We start from the raw sequence: 13751 nt of genomic DNA on the forward strand, positions 1-13751 counted from the left end.
TAAGGAGCGGCAGACGCCAACTAATAGAATTATAGGGAAATTTTTAGTTAATTGGAAACGTCTCGCTGTCGATCCATATCGGTAAGCACCTGGACGACATCGCCTTCTTATATCAGTTCTAGGTTTCGAGCGGCGGCAGCAAGCAGAATCTTCAGATAGATCTGTTCTACCGGCTTTCCGTCCGGCTTATGCTCATCCAGTGGCGGATATAAGCACTCGCCTCCTCCTTGCTCATACTGCCCAATCGCGTCTTAAGCGAGTTTAAAGAAAAGGATCCTGATGCTTCACGAAACGTCTCGTGTGCTTATAGATGCCCTGGATCAGTGGTAAGGATTTTTTTCGTGTTCCTCTTGGAGCACAACTTCGACTGAATGACCATTGCCAAACGTAACACCACCCTGTTTCGATTCGTGAAGGAGCCGGGCCGACAGGATCGATACATCCAGTATCTGCATGCCAATTGAGTAAAGAATCGTATAAATCCCTTTTCCCAAAGGGACTGCCGAAAGGGCTAAATGCGTTAATGTTACCTAATAATAAATCGTAGTGCTGAAAGAAACCCCTGTATAGAAAAATGATGATCTGCCAGAGAGAACCGCACTTCTCATACAGTATAGATTTATATCATCGGTCAATATTGAACAGTGATTGTAAGTCTTTTCTGCGCTCACGGTGTTATCAAGGTAGTTGATGTAATTTCTTAAAAAAGTAGCGATTAATTCATAGAATTTTGCCCAGCTTGGTCACCCCGAACCTTGTATAATACTCCATATATCCTCTTATCTGCATTTCTTCGTACAACTCTTTAGTTAAATATTTCATTCTTTCCTCTTAATCTCATTTCGCTGACTCACTAAGTATACGGCTTGTAAATCTCTTTTTTTGCGGTAACCTTCCCATTAGTTTAATAAAAAACGGGCCATTAACATGACTAAAAAATCAAAAAACCCGAACTCACGAGGTCGGAAAGCTTCATCTTAAGCTATTCAACTAACGTTCCCCGTCCTTCGGACGGAAGATGCTGGAGGATGCAGCCAAGTACGAGCATCTCCTTGTAATCGATATAGACGGCTCGAAGGTTGCCTGTTTTCCTTTCATAACTCAACGATCCCTTTAAGATGCACATCTGAAATGCCGCCGCATCCGATAAACCCGAGTTTTATGCTTTTATCCTCCTTCAATATTTGAGAGCATCCAACGTTAACCATCCAGTGGCATTTCCAAAATATCATTTAGATTACCTATCAGACTCTCAGAACTGATCAAATTAATTTACTGGAGCCTCTTAGACGGTACGGTGCACAAAAAAAGCCAGAGTCAGACAACTGACTCTGGCTTTTCGGGGTTAACGTCTCCCGAGAAGCAACTCTTCGATTTCTTCCAGCGTCCCGAGCGAATGAATGGCGCCCTTACGAGTCGTAGCGAGCGCCCCGCCGGCGTTGGCGAAGGCGACTGTTCTGTGCAGTTCCTCCTCGCTCCAGTTCGCCGCCTTCGTCTCGCTGCCGAGCACGCAGTGCAGAAACGCGCCCATGAAAGCGTCGCCCGCCCCGGTCGTATCGACTGGAACGACACGGTTGGCTGCCACTTCGCCGGCATAGCGCGCCGTCCGATAATACGTTCCTGCTGCTCCTCGCGTGACAAGCAGTACGTCCAGCCCGTAGCGAAGGACAAGCTCTTCGGCTCCGGTAGCAATATCCAGTGTGCCGGCGTCAGGCAGGCCCGTCAGCAGCGCCAGTTCCTCATCCGACACCTTAACGATGTGAGCCTGTTCAAGCCCACTCTTCATCCATACAAGCCCGAGTTCCTCGGTCTCCCACAGAGATGGACGCCAGTTCGGATCGTAGGAGATGATCGCGCCTGCTTGCCGCGCCGCCTCAACTGCATGAAGCGTCGCATGGCGCGAAGGCTCCGATGTTAGCGAGATGGAGCCGAAGTGGAACAGACGCGTTCCGCTTGTAAGTTCCGGCCGCACTTCAGCCTCCGTAAGCAGCGCGTCCGCTCCCGGCTGACGGGCGAAGTGGAACGAACGCTCTCCCCGCTCATCCAAATGTACGAACGCCATCGTCGTATGTGCGTCCCGGCTTAACACAAGCCCCTCAGCTGCGATTCCTTGCCGGATCAGCTCATCCCGCAAATACTCGCCGAACGGATCCTGTCCGACCTTGCCGATAAAGGCAGTCTTGTTGCCTAGTTTTGCGAGCGCCGCCAGTACATTAACCGGAGCGCCGCCGGGGTTGCGTTCCAACAAAGGCTCACCCGATACCGAAACGCCGTCCGGCACGAAATCGATCAAATACTCGCCAAGTGCCACCGCATCGTAAATTTTGTGCCCCATTACCCTTTGACCCCCGACATCGTGATGCCCTGAATGTAGTAGCGCTGCAGAAACAAGAACAGAATCAGAATCGGAGCCGTTGCTATCGTACTAGCCGCCAAAATTTTGGACCAATCGGTACCGGCTAGCGAAGAGAACGACGCAATCGCGACTTGAAGCATCTGCTTCTTTTCGTCGTTGATGACGATAAGAGGCCAGAGATACGAGTCCCAGTTGCCGAGAAACGTCATAAGGCCGAGTGTTATTAGCGCCGGAACGGCCGCCGGAACGACGATTCTAATGAACACGCGCATAACCGACGCACCGTCAATCTTCGCCGCTTCCATAATCTCATTCGGAATGTCCGCGAAAAACTGCCGCAGCAGGAAGATGCCGAACACCGACAGCGATGAAGGCACAATGAGACTAGCGTACGAGTTGACCCACCCGAAATTGTTCATCAGCAAGTAGTTTGGCACGAGCGTTACTTCACCCGGAATAACCATCGCCGACATGAACAAGGCGAAGACGATCGACTTGCCACGGAATCGCAGCTTCGCGAAAGCGAAGGCGGCCAAGGCGCTTACGACGAGCACGATGACGGTTACGGATCCAGCGACGAGCACTGTGTTCCAAATGTAGCGTAGGAATGGATTCGTATCGCTGAAAATAACGTTTTTGTAGTTCTCCCAGGTGAACTTGACTGGCACGAACATATGCCAATTCAAGCTCGATGAATATTGGAACAGTTCCTCATAAGGACGCAGAGATCCAGCGACCATCCATACGATCGGAATGATGCAGACGATGGCGATGAGCGTCATCATGATGTATTTAAGCGCAAACCCCATTTGCCGCATAATAATCCCCCTAGTAGTCAGCTTTCTTATTGAAGTAGGTCATTTGCGCAAGCGAGATGATCAGCACGATAGCGAACAGAACAAAAGCCGCCGCTGTGCCGTAGCCCATTTGCATTTGCTGAAAAGCCGTTTTCCAGATGTAATATACGACTGTCTGGGTGGACCCGTTCGGTCCTCCATTGGTGAGGACGAAGACGATACCACCCAGCTTGATTGCATCGATCGTCGTCATGATGACAACGAAAGCCATCGTCCGGTTCAGCATCGGCAGCGTAATGCGGAAGAACTGCTGCGCTCGGCTTGCTCCGTCAACCCGAGCCGCCTCATATAAGTCTTGAGAGATGTTGTTCAGTCCCGCAAGAAAAATAATCATGAAAAACCCAGATGCTTTCCAAATGCCTAGAATGATTATGCCGTACATCGCGGTATCTGGATTGGATAAAAAGTTCGTCAGCGGCAGTCCCATCGACTTGAGAAGCTGATTCAGGATGCCGAAGTCCTTGTTGTAGATGAGCTTGAACACCGTGGCTGCGACCGAGGTCGAGATCACGACTGGGATAAAATAAGCCGTGCGAAACAGGCTTGTAAAACGCCCGGATCGCTGAATCAGCATCGCGAGGCCTAGCGAGATCGCTGTCTGTACCGGAATGACAATGACCGCGAAGAATAGTGAATGCCGAAGACTTGCCAGAAACTCAGAGTCATTCATCAGCGTCCGGTAATTATCTATGCCGTTAAAGGACCTGGTTCCTCCTACCATGTTGTAGTTCTGAAAGCTGATGAAGAATGCTTGGACCATCGGGTAGAAGACAAAGAGCAGAAGCGCTGCCAACGCAGGCAAGATGAACAGCCAAGCCGTTCTCTCTTCCTGGCGCAGTGCCCGGCCGAAGGGATTTCCTTTGCGGCGCTTGGATATCGATGGAGCCAGCTCGGTGTGTGCCATGGTTTTCCCTTCCTTTCAGTTTGGTGGATTGGGTGAATAAACTTGATTCAGAGAACTATCGCCCTTTACGGCTCGAAGACAAACACACTCATCGTCGCCGTCACTTTGCCGTCAGGCGTCTTCGCGATCAAGTCGGCTTGTCCTGCACTTATGCCAGAGATGTCAACACCGTTGCCGTCCGCTGTATGTGTCACTTTAGCGACTGACATGTCGCTGGACGCCCATTCGAGCTGTTGGGAGGCGGACAGCGGCAGCACGGACGACTTCACGGTTACATGGGTGCCAACCGCCACGTCCACACTTTCCTTGCCGATGAGGATGCGGCTCGGTACGTTGGAATCAGGATTCTCGTCACGCCACACCGAGCGCATCGGGTAGAATGAGGCTTCATCTAGCTTGACGCTCCCCCGCTCAAGTTCTAGCGACAAGCCATTGCTTAACGGCTCTGGGAACACGATGGCGGATAGCACCTTCGCTCCGTCTTCAGCAAACACTTCGAGCGTGTCTTCGTCTACATAGATCCGAAGAGGTAACCTTCCATCTGCAGACGGCTTCACCGGAGCCACAAAGCTCTCCGCGAAGCCCGGCTCAAACGAAACAGCGCCAGATTTCGAACGGTCGATTGTAAGTGTTCCTGCTGCGGCATTGTAGCGGATGATGGTTTCCTCCGCCCCCGTACCATCTGTCCTTACCTTGAGTGCAAACGCAGCATCAGCCGAAACGGTGAAAGTCGTATCCAGCTCATAAGAGGTTCCGCGCCACTTCCCGAATGCGTTCGAGTTGGTCGCGAGCTGCTGCGCTTCGAGCTTAAGTACAGTGCCGCGCAGCGAATCGAGTTCCTTGACTGGTTGTTGAATGAGACGGATCCCTTCGCCAGGAATATCGCGAAGTGTAAGCTCGCGGGGAACGGACATGTTGCCTTTCCAAGGATCGGTCGGCATCGTAAACGGGTAGCGCCAGTTGGACATCCAGCCGAGCCAGATACGCCGTCCGTCCTTCTCCGGGATGTCCGAATACGAGACCGCCGCATAGAAGTCCTTACCGTAATCCGTCCACAACACTTTATCGGCGGGATTATCATTATGGAAGGTTTTTCCGTCGAACTCTCCGATGAAATATTGCGCTGTCGAGCCTTTGGTCGCCTCGTTGTTGCCGACGCTCAGCGTCAACACCCACTTGTGATTACCACTGCCGTCTACCGGAAGCTCGAACAGATCTGGACATTCCCATACGGCGGCATGCGAACCTTGATTTATGCCGAATTCACCTGTCTTGGTCCAGTTTCGGAGATCGGGCGATGAGTAGAATCTAACATGATTGTCGACTGATACCACCATGATCCAACGCTTGCTCGCTTCGTGCCAGATAACCTTCGGATCGCGGAAATCCTTGATTCCGGGATTCGGAATGACCGGATTACCCTCATACTTTGTCCAGGTGCGCCCGCCGTCGCTGCTGTACGCGATGCTCTGCGACTGCACGCCGCTCTGGAAATGCGTAAAGATTGCAACCAGCCCGGATTTACCTTGGAAAAAACCGCTCGTATCGTTCCAGTCCACAACCGCGCTGCCCGACCATATTTCGCCGAGCTCATCGCGAATCAAGGCGACCGGAAGATGCTCCCAATGCACGAGATCCTGACTGACCGCATGCCCCCACTGACCGCTGTTCTGGTAAAACTGATGGTACTCTCCCTCGTAATACACCATGCCGTTTGGATCACTCATGTTGCCGGTCTCGACACTTAAGTGGTACTGCGGGCGATAGCGTTCCGTGTAATAATTCGCGATCGGGTTGAATCGGAAAGGTGCGGGCGTCGCGTAGATTTCCTCCGCCTTGTTGGTTTTTCCAGCGGAATCTTTAATTGAATCGGAGTGAAAAGACATCCAGATCGCTCCTCCTATCGCGAGCACAACCACGGTGCCGATAGCGATCGTGGCTAGGGCCGACATAGACTTTTTCGGAATCCCGCTCATTGCTTAACCTCCAGTCCATCCATAGTCCAGAGCCGCATGGCTTCGAATACAATGGTTCCTCCCAACGCCTGAATCTCCAGTCTGCGTCCTGAAGCCAGAGGATAAATGCGACTGGTCAACACTCGATCGCCATCGTTGACAAACAACTCTATGGATGAGTTGTCTGAGAACAGACGGAGACTCAGGCGAGTGGCGGCAGAAGCCTGAAGGTCGGATACGTACACGCCGGGATCGCCAATTCCCGCCTCATTGCGGTTCAATTCGATGCGGCGCTGCGCAGCCAGCCAGCGGATCTTAGTGATTTGGTCTGTGACGGACCGCGAAGTCTTTACGGACTCTGCGTCGGATAAATCCTCGCATGCTCCACTAATTACGATCCGAAGCTCCTGCGCCTCTGTTGCAGACAAATCAATATCGGCTTGCCATTCAAAGGCCGGCGGCAGCAACCAGATTCGTTCTTCGCCAGGCTGCAGATGGAGTCCGTTGTCTAATTTCGAAATCTCTTGTCCTCGAAGAGAAGCTAGTTCCTCTACTGGCCTCGAGGCCAGACGCCCATCTTCGGTCATCTGAAGCTCTCGGGCAAGCGTCATAGCCCCATACCAGGCGCGTCCCGTCTTAATGAGTCGCGATCCCCACATGTCCATCCAGGCGATCAGGATGCGGCGTCCGTTGCTGTCCAACATCGTTTGCGCGGCATAGAAGTCCGGTCCGTCATCGATGATACCGCTGCTCTCGGGGATAAAACGACCTGCAGCGAAGTCCATCTCACCGATCATGTAGAGATTTTTGACGCCGTCCATGTTCATCGGTGAAACGATTAGGACGTACTTGCCTCCTAGCGGGAACAAATCCGGGCATTCCCACATATCTCCCTGCGTCCCGTCGCTCTCCGCCGCGACACCCCGGTACGACCAATCCAAAAGGTTGGGAGACTCGTATAGGAGGGCGCGGCCGCGACCGTTTTTACCTGAGCCAATGACCATATACCAGCGCTCTTCATGCTTCCACACCTTCGGGTCGCGAAAGCCGAAGCATTCACCGTCCGGACTGCCTTGAATGACGGGCACCGGATGCTTAACGAAGCGGATTCCATCCTCGCTCGTCGCCATAGTCTGCACTTCCTCCGGGGTACGCCCATCGACGTGTGCGGTATAGAAAAGCACCAATTGTCCCTCGTGCTCCACCGCACTGCCCGACCAACAGCCGCAGCCGCCTTCAGACGAACCGAACTCGTAGGGCTCCGTCGGTGCAAGGGCAACCGGGCGATGCTCCCACCGCACCAAGTCCCGGCTGACCGCATGTCCCCAGTACATCGGGCCTTGATAATCACCGAATGGGAAATGTTGATAGAAGGCATGGTACTCGCCTTTAAAATGAATGAGTCCGTTCGGATCGTTCATCCAGCCCGACGGCGCCATCAGATGATAGTGCAGGCGGAACGGATCTTGCGCCGCCCGAGCGGCTCCGGCCTGTACCGCTTCCTCCGCTAGCTTAAGCGCCTCCTCATGCTCGGATTGGCGGCTGTCTTGCCTCGTGTTCGTGTTTGTCATGTCGAATTCTTCCTTCCCGCAGCTTTCCATGTTTGTTTCGATTGCCTCTATTGTAAGGCTGCGGGAAGGGCCAAGACTTTCACTATGCTCGGGGAGCAACTTTTAAAATGCTGGGTGAGGGGGAGGAAATAGCGAATAGTGGGGAGGGATGACTTCTTCTATAAAAGCTGTTAGCTCTCATTCGTTGTCTGCCGCTTCTCCCTGTATTCCTTTGGGCTGCAGCCGTAATACTTTTTAAAAGAGGTGCTGAAATAGCTGGAGCTGGAGTAGCCAACCAGCATCGCGATATCCGTCAACTTCAGATCTGTCCCGCTCAGCAGCTCGGCGGCGCGCGTCATCCGGAGCCGCGTCAAATAGTCACTGAATGTAACGCCAGCGTTCTGCTTGAACAAGCCCGACAGGTAAGTCTCGTTCATGTGAAACATACTGGCCAACTGAGACAGCGTCAACTCGTAAGGATAATTCTCATCCACATACTTGCGGACCGCCTCCGCCTGCAACTGGCCGCTGGAGGTCCGGCTGCTTCGCACCGCATCCATGACCAAATCGGCGATCCGTTCAATTTGCGCAAGTACCTCTTCCCGACTCCGATAGGTCGCAATTGAAGCTTGGCAATTCCATAGCACCTGTTGAAGCGAGGTATCGCCCAGTTCAAACTTTTTCGCAAGTGAACCGAAGGTTAGAATGACCCGCAGCGCCAGGAAGGTGAAGGCGAACATCGGCATGTCTCGATTCGACGGGAACAGCTCGAGTAATTGAGCGGAAAAAGCTTGCCGATTCAATGTCTCGATCACCTGAATCAGCCTTCGCTCCGTCTCAGCCGTGAATGACTGCGCCCAATCCAGTACTCCCTGCTGGGTCGATGCGGTGGCCGATCCATCGATGGTCTCGCGGCTCCAGGCCAGCATACAGCTGGCATAGCCGTTTTTCGCTTCGCGCCACCCCGACACGGGCTCGCCTATGCCGCCGACGCTCTCAAGCCGCAGGTACATCGCCGCATTGCGCCTCAGCTCGCGAACGAACTGCTCCGCGGCTGCGTCCCCAGACTCCTTACTTCCCGTGTCCACCAGCAGGAAAAACATCATCGACGGGTGCCCCACGTCATAGAATGGGTACACGTCCTCACGCTTATCGGCCGTCTCTCGGCAGAGCATGCGGAATGCCAATTGCAGCAGATCGCGGCGTCCCTCCCAGCTTCGCAGCCGTCCCGGCGGCAAGCGCATCTCTAGTGTCGCAAAGCGTAGGCTTAACGCTTCGCCGTCGAGCTTGGCGAGCTGCAAATGGTGCAGTCGATCTCTCACCGCAGACTCGCCTACGCCTTCCTCCTTCACCAATTGAAGGAGGAAATGCTCCTGCATTTGCCGCAGCTGCTGGTTACGCTGAACCTTCTCCCGCTGGCGCTCACCTTCCAGCAGTCGTTCCTCCTTCAACTCGCCCGCCAGCTTCCCGAGCAGCGATGAGAGCTCCGCCCGCACTACAGGCTTCAGCAGGTAATCCTTGACGCCGAGCTGAATGGCCGACTTCATATAATCGAAGTCCGAATAGCCGGACAAGACGATAACTCGCAGTTCCGGATAGGCCTCCTTGCAAGCTCGGATGAAGGTGATCCCGTCCATTTTCGGCATTCTAATGTCCGAGATGACGATATCCGGACGAACCACCGCCTCGGCAAGCATACGGAGTGCTTCCTCTCCATCGGACGCTTCGTAAGCGATGACGAATCCGGCACTCTCCCAATCAATCTTCGCCCGGATGCTATTGCGAACACCGGCTTCATCGTCTACGAGCATTACACGGTACATGATGATCAACTCCTGCTTGCGGGCAACCGCATCGTTATCGTAGTGCCGGAATCCGGTGATGAAGCAATGTGGACTTCAAAGGCATCGCCGTATTGCACCCTGCAACGCGCCAGTACGTTTCGGAGTCCGATGCTGTTTCCCTCCGTGTGGAGGATCGCCGTCGTATCCGCCCCAGACAGCCCCCTTTGCAAATCGGCTGCCAGTTCCCCATTCATGCCGATTCCGTTGTCGGAGATGGTCAAGTACAGCCAACCGTCGCGGGCCTCGGCACCTAGTTCAACAATCGCTATTTCCCCGTTTTCCAAACTGTATTTAACCGCATTCTCAACCAAGGGCTGCAGAATAAACTTAGGCATCTTAAGTTCACGGGCCCCCGGCGCCTCTTCGATCCGTACCTGTAGTCGATCGTCATACCTTAACTTTAGGATGAACAAATAATCCCGGATATAATCGAGTTCTTCCGGCACCCACACCTGATCAGAGCTCAAATCCAGCGAATACCGCATCATCTGTCCCAGTGACTCGGTTGCATCCATAACGAGGTCATTGCGCTTCATAGCGGCCAGACCGCTAATAATTTCGAGCGTATTGTTGTAAAAATGCGGGTTGATCTGCAGCAGCAACGCTTTGTATTCGGCGTTTTTACGCCTCAGGTTCGTCTCGTATTCCGTTTCGATCAGGTACTTCAGCCGGTGCGTCATCTGTCCGAAAGCGCCGGTCACATAACCGATCTCACTGTGCCCCCGCTGGGTGTTGGGCATCTGTTTAATCGCTTCGTCGAACTCGCCTCGCTTCACAAGCTTCATGGATCGGGCCATTCGCGTAAGGGGATTCGTGACGCTTTTGGACAGGCCGAATGCCACAACAAGCACGATCACCAGCAGAATTCCGCTTACGAGCAGCATCGTCTCCTTAATGCGGTTTAGCTTCGCATACAATTCCCGTTCCGGCACGACGCCCATGATCGTCCAGTTCTGATCCGGCAGCTCCTCGTAGAAGACCAGGTAAGGCTTGCCCTGATTTCGTACGGCGAACACGCCGCTCTCCCTCACTCGCTTCCCCGCCTGATTGGTCTGCCGGACTTTGGCAAGCTTGCTTATCCCTTCCTGCAAGATGGCCGCTACTCCTGTAAACTGCTGGCCTAGCACGCTCCGCCCATCGATGTCCAGCAGGAAGACGCGGCCCGTCTCGCCGAAATGAATCCGTTCTAGTGGATCCCGCAGAACGCTCGTCGGATAGTTGACCTTAACGATGCCAACGCTGGTCAACGTCTGAAGCTCAACAAGAGGCAGCAGGTAGCCATTCACATTGCGGTTCCTCATGCTCTCATCCGGCTGGTCCTCGTCCAGGTGAGACCCCGTCCATTTCACATTCTGCTCCTTGTAATCCAGAAACCAAGGTTGCTGTTCATATGTGCGATCCTGCTTCCACAATCCGCCCTTCGCAATAGTAAAAAGACTGATCGAGATTCCGTTGGAATTATTCACCGCATAGGAGGACAGAAAATCCCGCACCCTGCGCTTCGCCAGCAGTTCTTCTCTCTCCAGGTCTTCGCTATTGCGCAGATCGGCCAGCCAAGTCTGGGTAATCGAGCTTCCGAGAACCTGGTTGCCGATATCCTCCAACTGCTTCATCAAGGTCGTTACGTGGGAAGCATACTGCTCGATCGTCTGCGAAGCGGATATTTCAAGGGAATTCTTAATAAGGTTCGCCGACGTAGAAGTCAGAATATAGACCAACGAAACGAACGGGCAAATAAGCAGGATGGAGAAAGCAACCATAAGTCGGCTTCGAAGCGAGTAGAGCATGTCGTCAGGCCTCCGGTGAATGTAAGATGAGAGCTATTTGAACGCAAAAGCCTGAAAAAGACGATCCGCAAATAGCGGACGTCTTTTTCAGGTTATCCTTTATTTTTTACTTCGGCATATCGGCGTAAGCCTTGTCGATCTTCTTGATGGCATCAGCAATCGCCGTATCGACGTTGCGTTTACCAATCGTTACGTCTTCAATCATCTTGTTGACGGCATCCGACATCTGCGGGAAGATCGGCGTAATCGGACGCGAGCGGCCGTATTTCTGGTTCTGGATGACAAAGACGTTCTTCGGATATTCGTTCAGCTCCGGGAACTGCTTCGCGACGGAGTAGCGAACCGGAATATCTTTCGTCACGCTGCTGTACAGCTTGGAGCCTTCCGCTCCAGTCACGTAGTTCACGAACTTCCAGGCTGCGTCCGCGTTCTTACTCTGGGAAGAGATGGCGAGGGACCAAGAGCCGTTGGCCACCGCTTGCTTCGTTTCTTTAGGCAGCGGCGCGACGTCCCAATCCTCACCGAGCTTGAAATTCGGGAACTTCTCGGCCAAGAAGGACAACGACCAGGAGCCGTCGACCGTCATCGCAAGCTTGCCTGTAGGGAACGGATCCGGCGGGTATTCCAGCGACGATACTTTGTCCTTATTATACAGATCCGCGAAGAATTGTACCGCCTTCTTCGTCTCCGGCATATCCAGGTAGCCCTTAGATGTCATACCATCCTTGTCCATGATCTCCCCACCGAACTGCCAGATGATCGGGTACTTGAAGTAAGCGGCCGCTCCCGCGTTCCCAAAGCCTTGGGCCGGATCGATGCCATAAATGCCCTTTTTCGCGTCAGTCAGCTTGATAGCCGCTTCGCGCACTTGATCCCATGTCATCGGCTCATCCGGGTTTTTGGACGGTAGCGGAATACCTGCTGCCTCGAACATCTTCTTATTGTAGAAAAGTACAATGGACGATTCGGTAAGCGGTGCCATGTAAATGTTGTCCTTGTAAGTATAAGCCCCAATTGTACCCGCCGGAATATCGTCGAGATTGCCGTCCACCTTGAAATAATTCGTCAACGATTGCAATGCTCCTGATTGCGCGTAGGATGCCATGTTCGGTGCATCGATTGCCATAATATCCGGCGGATTGTTCGCTGCGATCGAGGTCCGCAGCTTCGCATCGTAGTCCGAATAAGGAATCGGGCTCATCTCGACCTTGATGTCTGGATTGTTCGCATTGAATGCCTTCACCAATTGGTCGTAAGCGGAGTTTTCGGCGTCATTGCCGGAATTGCGCCAGAAGGTCAGCTTGACCTGTTCGCCGGATGTGGGCTTGTCAGAAGCCGATGTAGACGACGTGGATGCGCTTCCTGAAGCAGTTCCCGACGGGCTGGCGGTGTTCACATTGTTGTTGGATGAGCAGCCTGCAAGGAAGGCAGTGACGAGCAGCGCGCTTGTGCCGATGGCAGCAAGTTTTGACTTTTTCAAGGATGATGCCCCTCTCTTTATTGTGGTTGTTTGCAGTAACATTGTATCATCCAAGAGAGCGCTTAATAATTCAATATTCTCGGTTCCTGAGTTGCAAAATATTCAGAAGGTTCAAGAGGCAGACGATGAAGCTTGAAGCGCAGGACGCCAATAAGTCAAAGGACTTTTGATTGCAATGCGGATAGTGAGTCAGTTCAATTCTAATTCAAACATTGGGGACGCTTCCTAATCGATTTATTGCCAGCATACTGGACTGCTTCTTCTCGGTCTCATTCTCCCCTATACCTTCGATACCCGGCTTGGAAATACCCATTAGTTAATTGTGATGTCGTAGTTTATTTTGCGTTCTTACGACGATTCTTTTCTGAATGGGGTGAAACGGCCGCCGCACGAGTAGCTTGCTCATAAGTTTTAACCGAGCAGGATACGGTTGGCGTATGCGTCTCTTAATCACAGAGGCAACAATAAATTAGAAGGAAAGAGCAATGCTCAACGTCTTGATTTCATACGGCGACATTGCTTCACGGCGTTATGGCAGTCCTCTTAACCGTACTAGCTATGATGTCTGTGGTAGGTAATAAACGAGCTATGCGCTCTCAGGTTGGCCAAAAAAACCGCTCGGCTTATTGACTAGCCAGCGGTAATTTGAGTTGCTAGTCGTTAAAGCGTAGTCTAAGCAGCAATCTTATATTTTCCTCCATCTGCCTTGTGACATACGCTATAGATTTACGGAAGCTTTCCAAGCTTGATACACTTCAATAAAATTTGATTCAATTTCCTTTCGCGGCCTGCCAAACTTAACTCCTTCAGATTTAGCCACTGCAATTCCTTCAGCTTGTCACTCCAGATTCTTTTTACACTCTTGTTCTGCTACATAGGCAAGCAAACTAAGAAATTGACTCTCCAGGACCTTTCCGAAGTTACCCATGGTTCGATACTTTCTAGAATCAAAGAGCAGCTCGTTATCCAAACAAACAATATCCGCTCCAATCTCACGAGTAATATATTCCCACTCATC

General features: G+C 52.5%; 8 protein-coding genes. All 8 read right to left on the reverse strand.

Going from position 1 to position 13751, the window contains the following annotated elements; all coding sequences use genetic code 11:
• Nucleotides 1-1345 precede the first annotated feature (1345 nt).
• The 8 genes from AC1DPK_RS02225 to AC1DPK_RS02260 all read right to left on the reverse strand — a co-directional run bounded on the left by AC1DPK_RS02225 (nucleotide 1346) and on the right by AC1DPK_RS02260 (nucleotide 12733).
• Nucleotides 1346-2335 (reverse strand): carbohydrate kinase family protein, encoded by a 990-nt coding sequence (locus AC1DPK_RS02225; protein WP_477509140.1) that lies wholly within the window; start codon nucleotides 2333-2335, stop codon nucleotides 1346-1348.
• Complete coding sequence (locus tag AC1DPK_RS02230; protein ID WP_477509141.1) at nucleotides 2335-3174, reverse strand: carbohydrate ABC transporter permease; 840 nt, start codon at nucleotides 3172-3174, stop codon at nucleotides 2335-2337. Before AC1DPK_RS02230 ends, AC1DPK_RS02225 begins: the two co-directional genes overlap by 1 nt.
• A gap of 10 nt (nucleotides 3175-3184) precedes the next feature.
• The gene (locus AC1DPK_RS02235; RefSeq protein ID WP_477509142.1) at nucleotides 3185-4117 is read right to left on the reverse strand and encodes a carbohydrate ABC transporter permease; all 933 of its coding nucleotides are present in this window, start codon (nucleotides 4115-4117) and stop codon (nucleotides 3185-3187) included.
• Nucleotides 4118-4182: 65 nt separating this feature from the next.
• Nucleotides 4183-6093: a GH32 C-terminal domain-containing protein gene (locus tag AC1DPK_RS02240; protein WP_477509143.1), complete on the reverse strand. Its 1911-nt coding sequence runs from the start codon at nucleotides 6091-6093 to the stop codon at nucleotides 4183-4185.
• Nucleotides 6090-7643, reverse strand: a complete 1554-nt coding sequence (locus tag AC1DPK_RS02245) for a glycoside hydrolase family 32 protein (RefSeq protein WP_477509144.1) — start codon at nucleotides 7641-7643, stop codon at nucleotides 6090-6092. Before AC1DPK_RS02245 ends, AC1DPK_RS02240 begins: the two co-directional genes overlap by 4 nt.
• 170 nt (nucleotides 7644-7813) lie before the next feature.
• Nucleotides 7814-9445, reverse strand: coding sequence for a response regulator transcription factor (locus AC1DPK_RS02250; RefSeq protein WP_477509145.1), 1632 nt, complete (start codon nucleotides 9443-9445; stop codon nucleotides 7814-7816).
• A gap of 5 nt (nucleotides 9446-9450) precedes the next feature.
• Nucleotides 9451-11253: a cache domain-containing sensor histidine kinase gene (locus AC1DPK_RS02255; protein ID WP_477509146.1), complete on the reverse strand. Its 1803-nt coding sequence runs from the start codon at nucleotides 11251-11253 to the stop codon at nucleotides 9451-9453.
• A 106-nt stretch (nucleotides 11254-11359) separates the two neighbouring features.
• Entirely contained in the window at nucleotides 11360-12733 is a 1374-nt protein-coding gene (locus tag AC1DPK_RS02260) for an ABC transporter substrate-binding protein (protein ID WP_477509147.1), read from the reverse strand.
• Nucleotides 12734-13751 lie beyond the last annotated feature (1018 nt).

The organism is Paenibacillus sp. 01T424, from assembly GCF_056398745.1.